The organism is Nonomuraea sp. NPDC003707, assembly GCF_053587055.1.
Window position 1 is genome coordinate 76,838 of the sequence record NZ_JBSFNK010000018.1, and the last position, 18,046, is coordinate 94,883.

General features: G+C 70.1%; 20 protein-coding genes. 10 read left to right on the top strand and 10 right to left on the bottom strand.

What is annotated here, in order from left to right; genetic code table 11:
• Window positions 1-552, bottom strand: coding sequence for a TlpA family protein disulfide reductase (locus ACWDRB_RS37805; RefSeq protein WP_449902014.1), 552 nt, complete (start codon window positions 550-552; stop codon window positions 1-3).
• A gap of 148 nt (window positions 553-700) precedes the next feature.
• Here ACWDRB_RS37805 and ACWDRB_RS37810 point away from each other — a divergent pair, with 148 nt between their 5' ends.
• Complete coding sequence (locus tag ACWDRB_RS37810) at window positions 701-883, top strand: hypothetical protein (protein WP_449902016.1); 183 nt, start codon at window positions 701-703, stop codon at window positions 881-883.
• 55 nt (window positions 884-938) lie between these two features.
• Here ACWDRB_RS37810 and ACWDRB_RS37815 read toward each other — a convergent pair whose 3' ends face one another.
• Complete coding sequence (locus ACWDRB_RS37815; protein ID WP_449902019.1) at window positions 939-1,871, bottom strand: hypothetical protein; 933 nt, start codon at window positions 1,869-1,871, stop codon at window positions 939-941.
• A 131-nt stretch (window positions 1,872-2,002) separates the two neighbouring features.
• On the opposite strand from ACWDRB_RS37815, the gene ACWDRB_RS37820 reads away from it, so the two are divergent.
• Together ACWDRB_RS37820 and ACWDRB_RS37825 are read left to right on the top strand one after the other, a co-directional pair.
• Window positions 2,003-2,515: a SigE family RNA polymerase sigma factor gene (locus ACWDRB_RS37820; protein ID WP_350740591.1), complete on the top strand. Its 513-nt coding sequence runs from the start codon at window positions 2,003-2,005 to the stop codon at window positions 2,513-2,515.
• Window positions 2,502-3,248, top strand: a complete 747-nt coding sequence (locus ACWDRB_RS37825) for a hypothetical protein (RefSeq protein WP_449902021.1) — start codon at window positions 2,502-2,504, stop codon at window positions 3,246-3,248. The genes ACWDRB_RS37820 and ACWDRB_RS37825 overlap by 14 nt, the downstream gene beginning before the upstream one ends.
• Before the next feature lie 9 nt (window positions 3,249-3,257).
• Here ACWDRB_RS37825 and ACWDRB_RS37830 read toward each other — a convergent pair whose 3' ends face one another.
• On the bottom strand, window positions 3,258-4,358 hold the full coding sequence (locus tag ACWDRB_RS37830; protein ID WP_449902023.1) for an SGNH/GDSL hydrolase family protein: 1,101 nt from the start codon (window positions 4,356-4,358) through the stop codon (window positions 3,258-3,260).
• A gap of 195 nt (window positions 4,359-4,553) precedes the next feature.
• On the opposite strand from ACWDRB_RS37830, the gene ACWDRB_RS37835 reads away from it, so the two are divergent.
• On the top strand, window positions 4,554-4,988 hold the full coding sequence (locus tag ACWDRB_RS37835) for a GNAT family N-acetyltransferase (RefSeq protein WP_449902025.1): 435 nt from the start codon (window positions 4,554-4,556) through the stop codon (window positions 4,986-4,988).
• A 9-nt stretch (window positions 4,989-4,997) separates the two neighbouring features.
• On the opposite strand, the gene ACWDRB_RS37840 is transcribed toward ACWDRB_RS37835, so the two are convergent.
• The gene (locus tag ACWDRB_RS37840) at window positions 4,998-5,387 is read right to left on the bottom strand and encodes a VOC family protein (protein WP_449902028.1); all 390 of its coding nucleotides are present in this window, start codon (window positions 5,385-5,387) and stop codon (window positions 4,998-5,000) included.
• Between the two features lie 88 nt (window positions 5,388-5,475).
• Here ACWDRB_RS37840 and ACWDRB_RS37845 point away from each other — a divergent pair, with 88 nt between their 5' ends.
• Window positions 5,476-6,420: a helix-turn-helix transcriptional regulator gene (locus tag ACWDRB_RS37845; protein ID WP_449902030.1), complete on the top strand. Its 945-nt coding sequence runs from the start codon at window positions 5,476-5,478 to the stop codon at window positions 6,418-6,420.
• Window positions 6,421-6,454: 34 nt separating this feature from the next.
• On the opposite strand, the gene ACWDRB_RS37850 is transcribed toward ACWDRB_RS37845, so the two are convergent.
• The 3 genes from ACWDRB_RS37850 to pdxR form a co-directional block, all read right to left on the bottom strand.
• On the bottom strand, window positions 6,455-7,918 hold the full coding sequence (locus ACWDRB_RS37850; RefSeq protein WP_449902032.1) for a pyridoxal-dependent decarboxylase: 1,464 nt from the start codon (window positions 7,916-7,918) through the stop codon (window positions 6,455-6,457).
• 102 nt (window positions 7,919-8,020) lie between these two features.
• A complete protein-coding gene (locus tag ACWDRB_RS37855; protein WP_449902034.1) occupies window positions 8,021-8,224 on the bottom strand; it encodes a DUF4236 domain-containing protein in 204 nt (67 codons plus the stop codon).
• Window positions 8,225-8,275: 51 nt separating this feature from the next.
• The gene (pdxR, locus tag ACWDRB_RS37860; protein ID WP_449902037.1) at window positions 8,276-9,742 is read right to left on the bottom strand and encodes a MocR-like pyridoxine biosynthesis transcription factor PdxR; all 1,467 of its coding nucleotides are present in this window, start codon (window positions 9,740-9,742) and stop codon (window positions 8,276-8,278) included.
• A 78-nt stretch (window positions 9,743-9,820) separates the two neighbouring features.
• On the opposite strand from pdxR, the gene ACWDRB_RS37865 reads away from it, so the two are divergent.
• On the top strand, window positions 9,821-10,582 hold the full coding sequence (locus ACWDRB_RS37865; protein ID WP_449902039.1) for a metallophosphoesterase: 762 nt from the start codon (window positions 9,821-9,823) through the stop codon (window positions 10,580-10,582).
• A gap of 39 nt (window positions 10,583-10,621) precedes the next feature.
• On the opposite strand, the gene ACWDRB_RS37870 is transcribed toward ACWDRB_RS37865, so the two are convergent.
• The 3 genes from ACWDRB_RS37870 to ACWDRB_RS37880 are packed head-to-tail and all read right to left on the bottom strand — an operon-like array spanning window position 10,622 to window position 12,990.
• Window positions 10,622-10,918, bottom strand: coding sequence for an alpha-L-arabinofuranosidase C-terminal domain-containing protein (locus tag ACWDRB_RS37870; protein WP_449902308.1), 297 nt, complete (start codon window positions 10,916-10,918; stop codon window positions 10,622-10,624).
• Window positions 10,919-10,924: 6 nt separating this feature from the next.
• Complete coding sequence (locus ACWDRB_RS37875; protein ID WP_449902041.1) at window positions 10,925-12,310, bottom strand: RNA-guided endonuclease InsQ/TnpB family protein; 1,386 nt, start codon at window positions 12,308-12,310, stop codon at window positions 10,925-10,927.
• 50 nt (window positions 12,311-12,360) lie between these two features.
• Complete coding sequence (locus ACWDRB_RS37880) at window positions 12,361-12,990, bottom strand: beta-xylosidase family glycoside hydrolase (RefSeq protein WP_449902043.1); 630 nt, start codon at window positions 12,988-12,990, stop codon at window positions 12,361-12,363.
• A 348-nt stretch (window positions 12,991-13,338) separates the two neighbouring features.
• On the opposite strand from ACWDRB_RS37880, the gene ACWDRB_RS37885 reads away from it, so the two are divergent.
• The 4 genes from ACWDRB_RS37885 (at window position 13,339) to yjfF (ending at window position 17,975) form a co-directional block, all read left to right on the top strand.
• The gene (locus tag ACWDRB_RS37885; protein WP_449902045.1) at window positions 13,339-14,304 is read left to right on the top strand and encodes an ABC transporter substrate-binding protein; all 966 of its coding nucleotides are present in this window, start codon (window positions 13,339-13,341) and stop codon (window positions 14,302-14,304) included.
• A 169-nt stretch (window positions 14,305-14,473) separates the two neighbouring features.
• On the top strand, window positions 14,474-15,985 hold the full coding sequence (locus ACWDRB_RS37890) for a sugar ABC transporter ATP-binding protein (protein WP_449902048.1): 1,512 nt from the start codon (window positions 14,474-14,476) through the stop codon (window positions 15,983-15,985).
• A complete protein-coding gene (locus ACWDRB_RS37895) occupies window positions 15,982-16,995 on the top strand; it encodes an ABC transporter permease (protein ID WP_449902050.1) in 1,014 nt (337 codons plus the stop codon). The genes ACWDRB_RS37890 and ACWDRB_RS37895 overlap by 4 nt, the downstream gene beginning before the upstream one ends.
• A complete protein-coding gene (gene yjfF / locus ACWDRB_RS37900; protein ID WP_350741728.1) occupies window positions 16,992-17,975 on the top strand; it encodes a galactofuranose ABC transporter, permease protein YjfF in 984 nt (327 codons plus the stop codon). Before ACWDRB_RS37895 ends, yjfF begins: the two co-directional genes overlap by 4 nt.
• Window positions 17,976-18,046: the final 71 nt, after the last annotated feature.

Consider the following 18,046-nt stretch of genomic DNA (forward strand, 5'->3'; position numbering starts at 1 on the left):
TCAGGCCGTTGCGACGTCGTGCGGCAGCAGCGCGGCGGGGGCCGACTCCGATCGGAGCACCTGCCCCGAGGAGTCCACCACCCCGAAGAGCGGGTACGCCGTCACGCCGAACCCCGTGGCGATCGGCCCGTCGGGCGCCTCGCCCACGACCCTCGCCACGGGGGTCAGCCGCTTGACGTACTCGGTGGCGCGGTCGCGTTTGCCGATGACGACCACCAGGGTGTTCTGCCTGCCACCCGGCCACTTCTTCGCGGTTTCGACGAGGTGGGGCAGGCTTTCCTCGCACGGTTCGCAGCCGGGCGTCAGGAAGGCGACGAGGGTGTCGCTCGCGAGCAGCGCCCGCGCGACCGGCTCCCCGTCGGTCGTGGTGGCGGCGAAGTCCCCGACCTGGCTGCCCACCGGTAGAGAGGGTGCCTCGCCCGTGATCGGGGTCGCCCGGCCGGCGAGCAGCTCCGTGTGCTCGCGGAGCCGCCGGATCACACCGAACGTGAGCAGCAGATTGAGCACCGTCAGCACGCTGACGAACGCAAGGATCGCGACGAGACCTGACATGGGGGTCCTCTCCCTTTCGCCGTGGCCGGGCATCGGAACCCTAGGAACCGCGGCGATAGGCCCCGCATACGCACTCGTGTATCGGCCCGATCGGCGGCCTCTCTACGGTCGACCCCGAGAACCGTCGGCGTTCCGCTTGGAGGCGGGAATGAACAGAATGTTCGGCAAGGTCAGCGATTTCATGCTCGGCCTGGTGGTGCCGAGGGCCGAGGCGGCGGCGTACGCTCCGCCCCCGGAGTGGATCGGGTGTTGCGACTTCCAGATCTGCAAGTTCCGGAGCGGGAGCGGCGTGATCGCGTGCGCCCAGTGCCTGGACCCGCGCTGCCGATGACCGCGTAGGCGCGAAGGCCCGTCCGGACGGGCCTTCGCGCCTGTTTTGTCCCGCCCTACGGCAGGGCGGGCACGGCCGGCTCGGCGTTGGTCCAGCCGGCCTGGAGCACGGTCTGGGTCATGGTCTTGTTCGGGAACACCTTGCCGTCCTTCAAGGTCGTCTGGCTCTCGGACAGCAGGAGCATCGTGCCGGTGTCGACGACCAGGTCGGTCGTGACCTTGATCGTCTCCTTCTTCTGGCCGGCCGGCTGATAGCCGATCGAGACGGCCGCGCCGGTTCTGCCGGTGCCGTCCACGGACTTTCCGCGCGAGCTGACGCCGGGCATCGTCAGCAGGGCCTGGTAGGCCGCGGCGCGGACCTCCTTCGGCGCCGGGAGCTGGTGGAGCAGTATGGGCAGCTCCGAGGTGACGTCCCTGTCCACGGCGTTCTCCGACACCCGTGAGACCCGCGCGGCCTGCGCGAGCCAGGACTTCAACGCGTCCGGGTTCGCGGGCAGCCGCTGGACCTCGTCGTACGTCAGCCGCTGCCCGGCCAGGAAGAACGTGTTGTCACCTCGTACGGGGGTGACGTGGCCCTTGGTGGGCGTGGTGGACAGCGACACGGTCTGGCCGTTGGCGGTGCGGGTCCACTTGGTGGGGGAGCCGTCGCGGCGCCACGCCGCGCGGTCCGCCGCGCTCTGCGGGTACGCCCCCAGCTCCCGCGATCCGACCCAGCGTCTGCCGTCGGGCGCCGTCCATTCCTCGGTGAGCGACTGCTGGACCACCGAGTAGCGGTTCGCGCCGCTGCCGACCTGACGGGGCTCTGGGCGCTGCGACAGCACTCTCGTATGCCAGTACGCACCCTCCGGTGGAGCCGACGCGGCGGCCGTGAGCCGGGCCTCCGGTGCCTTGGTGAGGCTCGGCAGACCCAGCAGTGCGGCGGTGCCCACGGCGGCCAGGCCGGCCCCGAGGGCGATCAGCGGCCGGGCCGGTGCGGTCGCGCGCTTCATGTGCTTCCTCCAGAAATCCGGTTCGATGTCCTCAAATACGCCCGGGCGTCGGGCAAGGTTGCCCGCGGGCGCCTGGCAACTGTTTGGAGCGGCCGAGGCGTATTAGGAGGCGTGAAACTGGACAGACAGCCGTGAGCGGCGCGGAGCATGACTTCGGCGCGTTCGTGGCCGCAAGGGCCACGACCCTGTTGCGGGTCGCCTATCTCGCCTGCGGAGACGAGGCGGAGGCGGAGGACCTGCTGCAGACGGCGCTGGAGCGTACGTACAAGAACTGGGACCGGGTGCGGCGCGACACCGTCGAGCCTTATGTGCGCCGCGTCATCATCAACACCGCCATCAGCCGGGCCCGGCGCCGGGCGATCCTGCACATCATCCCGATGCGCGTGCCGCCGGAGAGAGCGGCGCGCTCGACCGACGTCGACCTGCGTCACGTGCTCATGGACGCGCTGCGCGGCCTGCCTCCCCGGCAGCGCGCGGTGGTCGTCCTGCGGTACTGGGAGGACCTCAGCGAGACGCAGACCGCGGAGGTGCTCGGCTGCACGCTCGGCACGGTGAAGAGTCAGGCGTCGAAGGCGATGGCCAAGCTGCGGACGGCACTCGGCGAGGAAGCCGTGGAAGGAGTGATCGGGAATGCCCATGCTTGAGGACCAGCTCCGCCAGATCATGGCGGAGGAGGCCGCGCGACTGCACGCCGCGCCCGACCTCGTGGAGCGGGTCGTCCGGTCCTCGCGGCGGAAGCGGATCCGCGGCCGGATCGCGACGGCGGCCACGTCGCTGGCCGTGGCCGCGGCGGTGCCCCTCTACCTGACGGCGGCCCCGGGCGCCGTGCAGACGTCCGTCGTCTCCGAGACGCCGGATCCATCCGCCTCCGAGACGCTGGGTCCGCCGGCCATCGACGACACCCCGCCAGTGCGGTCCGAGCCCCCGAACCTCGGGGACCTGGGCGACGGAAAGGCGTTCAAGCACGTCAGGGTGGGTTACCTGCCCGACGGGCTGCGGTGGTCCAACTGGTCGCTGGACTTCGGCGAGAGCTACACGACCTCGTGGAACTACGACGGCGACAAGACCGGCTTCTACTGCGTCCAGATCTACGTGTACGAGGGCAAGACCGTCCAGGAGGTCGACGACCGCGTGCAGGTGCACCGCGACGAGGGGGAGGGCGAGGAGGTGACCGTCGGCGACCGGACCGGGTACCTGATCGTCGAAGGGGTCGGCGAGGACGGCATGAAGGGCACCCCCACGCTCTTCCTGAACATGGGCGAGCAGCGGAGGGCCGAGATCATGTTCAGCCCGGTGTACGTGAAGAAATTCCGCGACGCCAAGGCCGTCGACCGCGAGCTGATCAAGATCGCCGAAGGGCTCACCGCCGTCGACTAGGGGCTTGAGCTACCAGCGCAGCGGGAGGGTGGCGATGAACTCGCCGAGGCGGTCGGCGATGATCCGGTGGTCGTGGACGGACGGGTGCCAGTGGCAGCCGAGGTAGTCGAGGCCGGATTCGCTGTAGTACCAGTAACGGATCCGGTCGTCGCCCCTGCCGTTGCGCTCCTGGACGATCTGCCGCGCGATCTCGGCGAACACGGTGGTGTTGGACATGTATGTGGCGCTGACCACGATGGTCGTGCGGGGGCCGTACCGTGACCGGAGCTTGTCGAGGAAGCCCTGGTAAGCGGTGCGATAAGCAGCGGCCAGAGTGTCCGGCGTCCACGGTTCGCCCGGGTTGATGGCGGTGGAGAAGTCGTTGATGCCCAGGCCGATCACGACCAGCTGGGGGCGCCAGGTGCCCGGGTTCTGCCAGACGTCGCCGGCGACGTTCAGCAGGGCCCGGTCGTAGTAGGTGCGGTAGTCGGTGCCGGGGTCGCTGCCGTTGTAGTTGCGTACCATGCCGCGGCCGGAGAAGGCGTTGAGCTGGTAGTCGGCGTTCAGGCGGCGCGCGGTGAGGGCGCCGAAGCTGAGGTTCGCGTCGGTGGTGCGGGCGACTTTGTCGGTGGTGCAGTCGCGGCTGTCGGAGCGGTTGCCGTAGCCGACGGTGTAGGAGTCGCCGATGAACTCGATCTGCCGGTGGCGCGCGGCGGGCCTGCCGAGGATCGCGCCGCCCGGGGCGGCGACGAAGCCGCCGAAGGCGCTCGTGGCCCACGGGCTCTCGGTGCGTTTGACCAGCCGCACGCGGTGCACGCCCCGGGTCAGGCCGTTGACCCAGTACGTGGTCCGGCCCGGGGTCACCAGGGTGGCGACGGTCGAGCCGTCGACCTCGACCTCGTAGTCGTTGTCGGAGTCGTCGAGGACGATCCCGACGCCGGTGCCGCGGAAGCGGCCCTCGAAGTAGACGCCGGGCCAGCTGTACTGAAGGGAGTCCCCGCCGGCCTTGACGCGTCCGGCGGTGTGCACCTTGGCGATGGCGCCGGACAAGGGGGTCGCGCTCGCGACGCCGGGCAGCACCAGGGCGCCCGTCAACGCGGCCAGGACTACGGTCACACGCACAGTTCGCACGGCTTCTCCTTCGCGGCTGGGCGATTGTAACGAGCGCCTGCCCGGATGCCGCAAGATCTGATTCCGCCCCCTGTGCGCCGACCAGGCCTTTCACCGTCAGCCCGATGAACGGATCCTGAAACTAACCACACTCTCCCGAATCCGGCGGCCCGAATAGGCTGGAAAGCGTCGACTTTATGCAGGGGAGTCCCATAAGTGGTGAGCATCGCTCAGGAGACGTCGTTCGACGAGGCCGAGATCTTCGAGCTGTACGACTCGATCGGCTGGCAGCCCTGGACCCGCGACATCGCCAAGGTGTGCCGGAGCCTGGTGAACTCGCATCTCGTCCTCGTCGCCAGGGACGCGGACGGGCGGCTGCTCGGCCTGGCCCGGACGGTGTCCGACGACGAGATGGTCTGCTACGTGCAGGAACTGCTCGTCAACAGGAGATTCCACGGTCAGGGGATCGGCCGGCTGCTGCTGGAGCGGCTGAAGGAGCGGTACGCGCACTGCCGCTACTTCGTGCTGACCACCGACCACGAGTCCACCCCAGAAGGGGTCGCCAACCATGCCTTCTACCGGCGGATGGGCCTGATCGAGCACCACGAGCAGGGGCTGTCGGCCTTCGGGCTGAAGGTCGACAACTCCTGAGCGGCCCCGTCACTTGGCGAGCACGTCCAGGTAGTGCTGGTTGTACATGACGCCGAGGATGTTGCCGAACGGGTCGATCACGGACGCGGTGACGAACCCCTCGCCGTGCTGCCTGATCCCCTGGTGCTCCTTGGCCCCCAGGGCGACGAGCCGGTCGAGGGCGACCTCCAGGTCGTCCACGTGCCAGTACGTGATCGAGCCCGCGGGCCCGTCGGTCGCGCCCGCCGGGGCGTAGCGGGCGTCGATGATGCCCAGCTCGTGCTGGTGGTCGCCGACGCGGAACTCGATGTAGCCCGGCACCTGGTAGTAGGGCTCGATACCGAGCAGCTCGGTGTACCAGGCCTTGGCCGCCTCGAGGTCGGCTGCGTAGAAGCTGATCGTGGCGAATCCGCGGAGCATCTGTGGTCCTTCCTTCCGGGTGATGTCTATGATTCTTCCGGTTAAAGTGCTCATCCAATGAGCACTTTACGGAGGAGAATTTCCAGCCATGCGAGCCGATCGACTTGTGGCCGTCCTGCTGCTCATGCAGTCGCGCGGCCGGGTGACCGCGGCCGAGCTGGCCGCGGAGCTGGAAGTGTCCGTGGCCACCGCGCGCCGGGACCTCGAGGCGCTGTCCGCGGCGGGCGTGCCGGTATATCCGCAGGCCGGGCGCGGGGGTGGCTGGTCCCTGCTGGGCGGCGCCAGGACCGACCTCAGCGGCCTCACCGCCAACGAGGCCGAGGCGCTGTTCCTGCTGGCCGGCCCGGCCGCGTCCGCCACACCCGAGGTCAAGTCCGCGCTGCGCAAGCTGGTGCGGGCCCTGCCCCAGACGTTCAGGGACGACGCCGAGGCCGCCGCCGACGCCGTGGTGATCGACCCCACCGGCTGGGGCGAGCGCGACCCCGACCGGCCCGAGCCGGTGCGGGTCCTGCAGAGCGCCACCGTAAGACGCCGCAAGGTCAGGCTCGGGTACGAGGGCCGCTCCGGCGAACGTACGCACCGGCTCGTCGACCCCTGGGGCCTGGTGGACAAGGACGACGTCTGGTACCTGATCGCCGGCACCGAGGCCGGGCAGCGCACGTTCCGGGTGGACCGGATCGCCGAGGCCGAGGTGACGGAGCTGACCTTCGAGCGGCCGGAGGGGTTCGTGCTGTCGGAGGCGTGGGGGAAGGTCGTGGACGAGATGGAGCGGCGGCGCTCGCTGCTGTCCGCGACCGTGCTCATCGCCGAGCGGTTCCTGCCGGTGCTGCGCCACCAGTTCGGGCGCCACTGCGAGGTCGAACGCGTCGAGGAGGACGGGCGGGTCAGGGCACGCGTGGCGGCGCCCATGGCGTTGTCGATCGCCGAGCAGCTGGCCGGATGGGGCGCGACGGTGGAGGTCGTGGAGCCGGAGGAGGTCAGGGTCCAGCTGGCCAGGATCGGGTCCGAGCTCGTGGAGCGCTACCGCGTCTGAGCTGTGCGGGCCTGAGCTGTGCGGGCCTGAGCCGTCAGGGGAGCGTGGCCGACAGGGCCGCGTGCTCCCACCGGATCTGCTCCCACGCCTGCTCCACGTGCCGCCGTTCCGTCGCCACGCCGCCGATGGCCATCCGCAGCACCACCCGGTCATCGATCCTGGTGTGCGTCATGTACATGGACCCGCCGGCGTTGAGCAGCTCCAGCAGCCGCATCGTGGCCCGGTCCGCCTCGTCCGCCGCCAGGCCCGGCCACACCGGGCGGAAGCACACGAGCCCGAGCGGATGCGGCTCGTGCACCTCGAAGCCCGGGTCCGCGGAGATCCACGACGCCAGCTCCTGCGCCAGCGCCACCCCCTCGCGAATGTGCGCGCGCAGCCCCTCGGCCCCGTACCAGCGGATCACCGACCACAGCTTCAACGCCCTGAAGCGCCGGCCCAGCGGCACCTGCCAGTCCCGGTAGTCGACGACGGAGCCGGTCGCGGTGGCGGGGTTCCTGAGGAACTCGGGCATGACCGACAGCGCGTCGAGCAGCGGGGCGCGGTCGGCCGTCCAGAGCACGGTGCAGTCGAAGTTGGTCAGCAGCCATTTGTGTGGGTTCGTGGAGTAGGAGTCGGCGTACTCGGTCACGCCCTCGTTCAGCCACCGGAGCTCGGGGCAGATCGCCGCGACCCCGGCGTAGGCCGCGTCCACGTGCAGCCAGATCCCGCGTTCGCGGCACAGCTCGCCGATCGCGGGCACCGGGTCGACGGCGGTGGTGGAGGTGGTGCCGACGGTGGCGCACACCATGACCGGCACGGCGCCGTCCGCTTCGTCCTGGTCCAGCAGGGCCCGCAGGTGGCAGGGGTCCATGGCCAGCGTACGGGGATCGACGTCCACCACCCGTACGCCGGCCGCCCCCAGCCCCGTGATCCGGGCCGCCCGCTCCAGCGACGAGTGCGTCTGGGACGACACGTAGATCGTGTACCTCCGGGTGACGCCGTCGGAGGCGACCCGGCCGCCGCTCGCCCGGTGCAGCGCGGCCAGCAGCGCGACCAGGCAGGCGCTCGACGCCGAGTCCTGGATGACGCCGCCGCCCGCCCGGTCCGTACGGAAATGCTCCGGCAGGCCGAGCAGCCCGGCCAGCCAGTCGACCACCACCGTCTCCAGCTCCGTGCACGCCGGGCTGGTCACCCAGAGCATGCCCTGCACGCCGAGCCCGCCGGACAGCAGGTCGCCCAGGATGGCCGGGCCGCTGGCGTTGGAGGGGAAGTAGGCGAAGAAGCCGGGATGCTGCCAGTGCGTGATGCCGGGCAGCAGGATCCGCCCCAGGTCCGACAGCACGGCCTCGAACGGCTCGCCGTGCTCGGGGGCCGCGGACGGCAGCGCGCTGCGGATGTCCCCCGGTCTCACCTGGGACATCACGGGATGGGACTCGATGCCGGCGAGATAGTCCGCGATCCAGTCGACGACCTGCCTGCCGTGGCGGCGGAACTCCTCGGGGCTCATGTGACCGCTCATCCGCCCACTCTGATCGCCTGGCGGGCGTCGGGAAAGGGGACGGGCCGGTGGCTTTGCCGCCACCGGCCCGTCTATGTCGAGCGGTCGATCGACCGCCTTGGGTCAGTAATGTCCGCGGTGGCGCCGGCCGCCGAACGACTTGCCGAGGTGGAAGCCGCCGGGCAGGTGCACGGAGATGTGGCGGCGGCCGTCGGGAGTGGTCGTGACGTGGAAGCGGCGGTTGCTGTAGCTGTGGCCGACGCCGCGACGTGACAGGTTGATCCGGAACGGGCCCACCTTGATGGTCTTGCGGTAGTGCCAGCCCATGTCCCTCCTTCGCCGTTCCTGCGCTCACCCTGACAACGGACGGGGCCGCCGTCAGGTTCCGGCGAGTACTCGGGCCAGGGCTTCGAGGGCGTGCGGGTAGGTGCGTTCGGACGCGGCGGCGTACCCGATGAGCAGGCCGCCGGGGCCGTCGCCGCGCCAGAGCGGGGAGGCGGCGCGCAGCGCGATGCCCCTGCGCTCGCACTCGGCCAGCAGGTCCCCTTCGGCGGGACCCTCCTCCGGGAGCAGGAGGAGCGCGCGCAGCCCCGCGGCCACCCCGGGCAGGGCGACGCCGGGCAGCGGCTGGCCGGGCCCGGGGCCGAGCCGGGCGAGCAGCAGCTCGCGGCGGCGGCGGTAGCGCAGGCGGGCGGCGCGGATGTGGCGGTCGTAGTCGTGGGTCTCGATCAGCCTCGCCAGCACGAGCTGGCCGAGCACCTCGGTGTGGGTGTCGGTGTGCAGCTTGGCCTCGGCCACGGGGCCGATCAAGGAGGGCGGCACCGCCATCCAGCCCAGGCGCAGGGCCGGGGCGAGGGATTCGGAGGTGGTGCCGACGTACACGACCCGATCGGGCGCGGTCCCCTGGAACGCGCCGACCGGCTGCCGGTCGTAGCGGAACTCCCCGTCGTAGTCGTCCTCCACGACGAGCCCGCCCCACTCGCGCAGCGCGCGGCGGCGGGCGGGGTGCAGGGGCACGCCCGTGGGGTACTGGTGCGCGGGCGTGACGACGGCCGCCGCGGTGGCGCCGGTGAGGGTGTCCACCTGGGCGCCCAGCCCGTCCACGGGCAGCGGTACGGTCTCGCGCCCGGCACGGCGCAGCACCTCGCGGTAGAAGTCGTGCCCCGGCTCCTCCGTGGCGATCGGGCCGTCGATCACCTGGACGAGCAGGTTGAGCGCCTGGACGAACCCCGTCGTGACCACGATCAGGTCCGGCGTGGTGATCACCCCGCGCGTCCTGGCGAGGTAGCCGGCCAGCGCCGCCCGCAGCTCGATCCGGCCGCGCGGGTCGCACGGGCCGAGGACCTCGGCGGGTGCGGTGGAGAGCACGTGCCGGGTGGCCCGCAGCCACGCCCGCGCCGGAAACGCCGACACGTCGGGCTGCCCGGGCCGCAGGTCATGGAGCGGCGCCGCGGGGGGTCCGGCCGGCAGCCGCAGGTCATACCCCGGCCCGGGGGAGGGCTCGGACGTCGGCCGCAGGTTGTGGCCCGGCCTCGGGGAGGGCTCGGACGGCGGTTCTGAACGGGACGGCGTGGTGGGGGACACGTCGGCCACCTCGGTGGCCGAGCCCGGGCGGGTGGCCAGGTAGCCCTCGGCGACGAGCTGGTCGTAGGCCGCGCTCACCGTGCCGCGCGACAGCCCCAGCTCCACCGCCAGAGACCGCGTCGAAGGCAGCCGCGTGCCGCGCGGCAGTCGCCCGTCCCGGACCGCCTGCCGCAGCGCCTCCTCCAGCCCGCGCCGCCGCCCGCCGCCGGTGGAGACCTCCAGATGCAGGTCCACTCCGAAACCGGCCCAATCTTTCCGCACGGAACCGGATCTTACGCATGGTCCGGTACCCGGGCCTACGGTAGGTGAGCAGGCAGAACCCGGAAGGACGACGTCAACATGATCGTGATCGCTCACCTGAGCGACATCCACATCGGCGCGACGCCCCAGAGCGTCGACCGCGCCACCTCCGTCATGCGCTACCTCGACGCGCTCCCCGCCGACCTCTCCGCCGACCTCGACGCCGTGCTCGTCACCGGCGACATCGCCGACCACGGCCTCCCCGAGGAGTACGAGGAGGCGCGCAAGCTGCTCTCGTCCCGCCACCCCGTCCTGGTCGGCCCGGGCAACCACGACGTGCGGGAGCAGTTCCGCCGCGTCCTGCTGGGCGACCGGAGCGGCGGCGCGGGCCCGATCAACCAGGTCCTGCGCACGGACAGGGCCGTCTACGCCATGTGCGACTCCTCCATCGCCGGCGAGGACTCGGGCCACCTGGACGACGAGACGCTGGCCTGGCTGGACGACGTGCTCGCGGGCGCGGACCGGCCGGTGTTCGTGGCCTTCCACCACCCGCCCACCCTGCTGCACAGCCAGGTGGTCGACGGCATCAGGCTGCACCGGTCCGAGCCACTGGAAGAGCTGCTCGGCCGGCATCCGAACGTGCCCGCCGTGCTGGTCGGCCACGCCCACACGGGCGCCGCCACCACCTTCGCCGGCCGCCCGCTGCTGGCCGCCCCCGGCGTCGTGTCCACGCTGAAGCTGCCGTGGGAGGGCGGCACGACGTTCGCCAACTGCGCGGACTACGACCTCCCGCCGGCGATCGCGTTCCACGTGCTCGACGACACGGGCCGGATGACCACGCACTACCGGGTCGTCGCGTAGCCGCCGGGCGGGCCTCCAGGAGGAGGCCCGCCCGCGCCGTCATCGCTCGGTCAGCCGTACGAACGTCACCGAGTGCGCGGGGAAGTCGTAGGTGAAGGCCGAGGAGAAGCCGTGCACCTGCCGCTCCACCGGCGCCACCCGTTCCGGCTCGGACAGGGAGTTCGTGTCGGACGGCGAGCCCGTCAGCGTGGTCACCGTGGCGACCGGCCGGAACCGCGCCGGGCCCAGGTCCACGCTGCTGCGCACGGCGGTGTCCTGCGCGTTGACGACTTTGTCCGTCCGTCCCTGGACACCACCTGTTGAAGTGCTCTCCTCCGTGAGGTGAACGGAGGAGATTCCCTCCTACCTTGCGGCGGCGGGCTTGACGCGGCGAGCGCGCCTGACGACTGCCCTCCCGGCAGCCGGGACGAGCGCAAGGCCCATCCGATACAGATGCAAGGTGTTCCGGGCGGCATTGTGGTCGGCATTGCCGGACCAGCCGCAGCCCGGGTTCTTGCACACGAACACGGCCTGGCTCTCCCGGCTGCCCGGGGCGGTGAACCCGCAGGCCGAGCAGCGCAGAGAAGTGCCCGGAGCGGGAACCTTGTGCAGCGCGCCGCCATAGCGTGCAGCCTTGTACATCAGCAACGTCACGGTGCGGCCCCAGGCCTCCTGGCTGATGGAACGGTTCAGGCCGGTCTTTTGCGCGACGTTCGTCCCCGGGTTCTCGACGGTGCCCTTGGCGCTCTTGGTCATATTCGCGATGGGCAGGTCTTCCACCACGATGACGCCGTAGGTGCGGGCGATCTCGGTGGTGGTCTGGTGCTGCCAGTCGATCGTCCGGCGCTTGGCTCTTGCACGCAGGCGCGCGATCTGGTCGTAGGTGGCCCGCAGCCGGCGCGAGGTGCGCTCGCCCGGGTTACGGAAGCTCTTGCGGTGGGCCGCCCGCCGCTCCAGAGCGAGCAGCGTGGCCTGTTCCTTGTCGGTCAGCCAGGCGTTCGGCTTGTCCTTGGTGGCCTTCCATTTCTCGTGGGTGTGATGGTTGCCATCCGACAGGGCCAGCGGCACTGCCACACCGGCGTCGATGCCGACGTCCGGCCCCTGGTGGGGCTCGGGCCTGGGGGCGATGGTCTGGATACGGAAGGCGATGTGCCAGCCGAGCGCGTCCTTGACCAGCCGGGCACCGGTGATCCGGTTGCCGACATCGGCCTTCTTGCCGACGGGCAGGTCCTTGGTCCAGCGGAACCGGACCCGGCCGACCTTGGGAATATTGACCATGCCCCAGCGCCGGTGCGCCCGCGCGACCTGCAGGTCCCGGCCCTGCGGGATGTCCACCGACATCACCGATCGGAAGCGGGCCTTGAAGGCCGGCGCCGCGGCCCGGCCCTGCCAGCAGTTCTTCCACGCCTGGAAGTACGTCTTGAGGACGGCCTGCGCGGCCTGGGCAGGCAGCACGGCGAGCCAATCGATGTCCTGGCGGGCCTGCCGGACCGCAGCGTCTGCCGCGCCCAGCGTGCGCTGGTGTCTGGCCAGCATCGTCCACCAGTCGTGCAGCAGGTTCCACAATGCACGGGCCGCGTGCGCCTGGTCGTCGATGAGGCGGGCCTGGGCGGGTGTCAGCGCCAGCCGGGCGCGGTGCCCGAACCGCCGCTTGTCCGGGCCAGGCTCCTGGGCCGGGGCGGCGGCGAGCTGCGGTTGCACCACCGGCGGCAGGTCCTGCTTGTTGGTGGTGGAGCGGCGGATCACCATTACGCACCTCCTGTCACATGGTCATCACTCACCGCGAATATTACCTAGCGTCACCGAAGTTTTCCATAGTGTTTTCGAAAGTAGCGCGGGCCTGCTTCGCCCGGTCCTGAACGACCAGTTCTCCCGCGCCGCGCTTCGGATGAAGTCCTTGACCTTCCGGTTCGTACGTCGCCGGGAGTTGCGGCGGGGCACCGCTGACCGTCGTAGCCGGGCCGGGCCGCGAAGCTCGCGTTGAACGAGGCCCCGACCTCGGTGTCCGTCTCGATCACCGGCCCGCCCGCGGACCCGACGTGGGCGAGCCCGGCGCGTACGTAGTTGTCCCAGTCCTGCCAGGCCAGCAGGCCCGCGCTCTGGTAGTCCAGCGCGACCGGGGCGCTCAGCTTGGTGACCACCTCGAAGTCGCCGGCGGGGACGTCCACGAGGAAGAGGTTCCTGGCGGTGTTGGTGCCCTGGTACGTGTCGCCGGTCAGGCTCTCCACGCGCAGCGCGCCGCCCGACAGCGACCAGCGGGAGCTGTCCGGTGACAACACCGTCCAGTCCTCGCCGAGCGTGGTGCCGTCGAATTGGTCGACCACGGCGCCGTCCGGGATGGGCTCGGCAAGCGAGGCCGCCGCGGTCACCGGCGGTGGCGCCACCAGCGAGGCCGCCAGGAGCAGGGCGGATAAGGCGATTCGCGTCATGAGCGGGGGGCTCCTCAAGGTTGTTAGCGTTAACAAGGCAAGTGAGCGTTAACAACGGCGATCCGCGACAAGTTAAGGACTGGCCCAGACCCTCGTCAAGGCCCAGTCCGTGTGATCCGACCGTAATCAGGCGGCCCCTTGACGAGACCGGTTGTTAACGTTCACAGTCGGGGCGAGCTCACCAAGCACTTCAAGACGCTCGTCAGCATCCTCAGCGCATCGAAAAGGTAGGCGTCGGCGACGCCCTCGGGGACCAGCGCGGCTGGTGCGTGCGCCGTACCGCAAGGCAGGAAGGCGCCGGCGTCCCGCTCTGGGATGTTAGCGCGAACATCAGAAGGGACCCCCCACGTGTTAAAGAGGATCTCGGCCCTGGTTCTCGCCGGTTTGACCGCGATGTCGATGACCGCGTGCGGCAGCGGTGGCGGCGGTGGCGGCGGCTCGATCACCATGGGCTTCTCCCAGGTGGGCGCGGAGAGCGGGTGGCGTACCGCGAACACCAAGTCCGTGCAGGACTCGGCCAAGACCGCGGGCATCACGCTCAAGTTCTCCGACGCCCAGCAGAAGCAGGAGAACCAGATCAAGGCCATCCGCTCCTACATCCAGCAGAAGGTGGACATCATCGCCTTCTCGCCGGTGGTGGAGTCCGGCTGGGACACGGTGCTCAAGGAGGCGAAGGACGCGAAGATCCCGGTCATCCTGACCGACCGCGCCGTGGACTCCAAGGACACCTCCCTCTACAAGACCTTCCTCGGCTCGGACTTCGTCGAGGAGGGCAAGAAGGCCGGCCAGTGGCTGGTGAACGAGTACAAGGACGCCAAGGACCCGGTGAACATCGTCGAGCTGCAGGGCACGACGGGCTCGGCCCCGGCCAACGACCGCAAGTCCGGCTTCCAGGGGGTCATCGGGGCCGATCCCAAGTTCAAGATCATCGCCTCGCAGACCGGTGACTTCACCAGGGCCAAGGGCAAGGAGGTCATGGAGGCCTTCCTGAAGTCGAACCCGGACATCGACGTCCTCTACGCCCACAACGACGACATGGGCCTGGGCGCGATCGAGGCCATCGAGGGCGCGGGCAAGGTGCCCGGCAAGGACATCAAGATCATCACCGTGGACGCCGTCAAGGACGGCATGCAGGCGCTCGCCGACGGGAAGATCAACTACATCGTCGAGTGCTCGCCGCTGCTCGGCCCGCAGCTCATGGACCTGGCCAAGAAGGTCATCAAGGGTGAGCAGGTGCCGGCCCGCGTGGTGACCGAGGAGACCACGTTCACGCAGGAGCAGGCCAAGCAGGTCCTCTCCTCCCGCCAGTACTGACCCGCCTTCCGGCCGCGCCTCCGTACTCCGGCCGGGGTCTGGGTGCTCCCGCCGGCCGGAGTGCGCGGGGCGCGGCCGTCCTTCTCGGCGCCCCGGGCCCTGGACCGGGGCGTAAGGGAGGCGTAGTGACGAGGCAAGGCGGCGGTTTTCCTGCCATATGAGGAGAGACATGGTCACACCCGCGCCGGTCCTGACGATGAGCGGGATCGGCAAGCAGTTCCCTGGCGTGAAGGCCCTGGACGGCGTCGACCTGCGGCTGCTACCGGGCGAGGTGCACGCGCTCATGGGAGAGAACGGCGCGGGCAAGTCCACCCTGATCAAGGTGCTCACCGGCGTCCACCCCGCCGACGCGGGCACCATCGAGCTGGGCGGTGCGCCCGTCGCGTTCGGCAGCCCCCTGGAGGCGCAGCAGGCCGGCATCAGCACGGTCTACCAGGAGGTCAACCTCTGCACGAACCTCTCGGTGGCCGAGAACATCTTCATCGGCCGCGAGCCCCGGAAAAGGGGCCGTATCGACTGGAAACGGATGCGCACCAGGGCCGCCGAGCTGCTGTCCCGGCTGGAGCTGAGCGTGGACGTGTCGGCGCCGCTGTCGACGTACTCGCTGGCCGTCCAGCAGATGGTGGCCATCGCGCGGGCGATCGACATCGAGGCGAGGGTGCTCATCCTGGACGAGCCCACCTCCAGCCTGGACGCCGACGAGGTCGAGCAGCTCTTCCGGGTGATGAGGCGGCTGAAGGAGGAGGGCATCGCCATCCTCTTCGTCTCCCACTTCCTCGACCAGATCTACGAGATCTCGGACCGCATGACGATCCTGCGCAACGGCAGGCTCGTCGGCGAGTACCTCACCGATCGGCTCCCGCAGGTCGAGCTGGTCGCCAAGATGATCGGCCAGGAGCTGGCCGCGCTGGAACGGCTGCACGGTGAGGCCAAGGTCTTCGACCGGCCGCTGGTCGAGGCGCGCGAGCTGGGCCGGCCGGGAGCCATCGAGCCGTTCACGCTCACGATCCACGAGGGCGAGGTGGTGGGCCTGGCCGGGCTGCTCGGCTCCGGCCGTACGGAGATCGCGCGGCTGCTGTTCGGCGCCGACCACGCGGGCACGGGCGAGCTCGCGGTCGGCGGGACCCCGGCGTCGTTGCGCACGCCCCGCGCGGCCATGAACCACAAGATCGCGTTCTGCTCCGAGAACCGCAAGGCCGACGGCCTCATCCCCGACCTGACCGTGCGCGAGAACATCATCCTCGCCCTCCAGGCGACCAGGGGCTGGACCAGGCCGGTGCCGCGCGAGCAGCAGGACGAGCTGGTCGGCAGGTACGTCAAGGCCCTGAAGATCAACCCGCCCAACCCCGAGCACCTCGTACGCAACCTCAGCGGCGGCAACCAGCAGAAGGTCGTGCTGGCCAGATGGCTCATCCTCGAGCCGCGCCTGCTCATCCTGGACGAGCCCACCCGGGGCATCGACGTCGGGGCGAAGACCGAGATCCAGCGCCTGGTGGCCGAGCTGTCCGACGGCGGCATGGCGGTGCTGTTCATCTCGGCGGAGCTGGAGGAGGTGCTGCGGCTCAGCCACAAGGTCGAGGTGCTGCGCGACCGGCGGCTGGTGGCCGAGCTGCCCAACGACGACGAGCTCACGACGGACGTGCTCATGGAAACGATCGCGAGCGGAGGCCGGACCTCATGAGGCGGCTGCTCTGGCCGGTGGTGGTCCTCGTACTGCTGCTGGCGCTGAACGTGTTCTTCACGCCCAGCTTCTTCTCGATCCAGGTCAGGGAAGGCCACCTGTACGGGAGCCTGATCGACATCCTGCGCTTCGGCGCCCCGCTGATCCTGGTCTCGCTCGGGATGACGCTGGTCATCGCCACCGGCGGCATCGACCTGTCGGTGGGCTCGGTGGTGGCGATCTCGGGGGCGCTGGCCTGCCTGCAGATCAGCGAGGACGCGAGCCTGGTCACCGCCGTGGCGGCCGCGCTCGGGCTCTGCCTGGTGCTGGGCGCCTGGAACGGGTTCCTGGTCGCGACCGTCGGCATCCAGCCGATCATCGCCACGCTCATCCTCATGGTGGCCGGGCGCGGCCTGGCCCAGCTCATCACCGACGGGCAGATCATCACCGTCAACAGCCCGGCGTACAAGGTGATCGGCGGCGGCTACTGGCTGACCGTGCCGTTCGGCATCATCATCGTGCTCGGCGTGCTGGCGATCACCGCGTTCCTCACCCGGCGGCTTGCGCTGGGCATGCTGATCGAGTCGGTCGGCGGCAACGCCGAGGCCAGCCGGCTGGCGGGCATCAGGGCGCGCGGGATCATCATCATGGTGTACGCGTTCGCCGCGCTGTGCGCGGGCGTGGCCGGGCTGATGATCAGCTCGAACGTCTCCAGCGCCGACGGCAACAACGCCGGCCTGTGGATCGAGCTGGACGCCATCCTGGCCGTCGTGATCGGCGGCACGTCGCTGTCCGGCGGCCGGTTCTCGCTCGGCGGCACCGTGCTGGGCGCGCTGATCATCCAGACCCTGACCACGACGATCTACTCGATCGGCGTGCCACCGGAGACCACGCTGCTGTTCAAGGCGCTGGTCGTGACGGCGGTCTGCCTCATCCAGTCCCCGTCCTTCCGTGAGAAGGCGTTCCGCAGACGCGGCCGCGCCGCGCCCGCCGGTCCGGTGGCCGAGGAGAAGGTGCGAGTGACCACATGAGCACGCTGACGATCGGGCGGGCGAGCGTGCCCGCCAAGTATTTGCCGGTCCTCGTGACCGGGTGCCTGTTCCTGGCCATGTTCGTGGTCGGCGGGATCCGCTACGAGGGGTTCGCCAGCGGGCAGGTGGTGCTCAACGTCTTCATCGACAACGCCTTCCTGCTGGTGGTGGCCGTCGGGATGACGTTCGTGATCCTGACCGGGGGCATCGACCTGTCGGTGGGGTCGGTGGTGGCGCTGTCCACGATGATCTCGGCCAGCCTCATGGCGGGGCCGGGGTGGCCGCCGTACCTGGTCATCCCGCTGGTGCTGGTCATCGGGTCGGGGCTGGGGCTGGTGATGGGGTACATCGTGCACGCCTTCGACATCCAGCCGTTCATCGTGACGCTGGCGGGCATGTTCCTGGCGCGGGGGCTGTGTTACACGATCGGCACGGACTCGATCCCGATCAACGATCCCACCTTCACGGCGTTCGCGCAGGCGAGGATCGACCTGTTCGCCGACATGTGGATATCACCCAGTGTGATCGTCGCCGTGGTGGTGGTGCTGGTGGCGGCGTACGTGCTGCACTACACCCGGCTCGGCCGCGCGGTGTACGCGACCGGCGGCAGCGAGCAGTCCGCGCTGCTGATGGGGCTGCCCGTGGGCCGGACGAAGATCGCGGTCTACACGATCAGCGGGTTCTGCTCGGCGCTGGGCGGCGTGCTGCTGTCGTTCTACATGCTCTCCGGCTACGGGCTGCACGCCGTGGGCATGGAGCTGGACGCGATCGCGGCGGTCGTCATCGGCGGCACCCTGCTGACCGGCGGCAGCGGCTTCCTGCTGGGCACCGTCCTCGGGGTGCTCGTGCTGGGCCTGATCCAGACGATCATCAGTTTCGAGGGGACACTGTCCTCATGGTGGACCAAGATCTTCATCGGAATGTTGCTCTTCGTCTTCATCTTGCTGCAGCGCCTGTTTTCGGCCCGTGCGAGGCGCTGACCTGCGGTGAAAGTTACCTGAAAGTTTCCGGTAGGTTATGCGCGCCCGTTGACACGAGCGTTGTTAGCGAT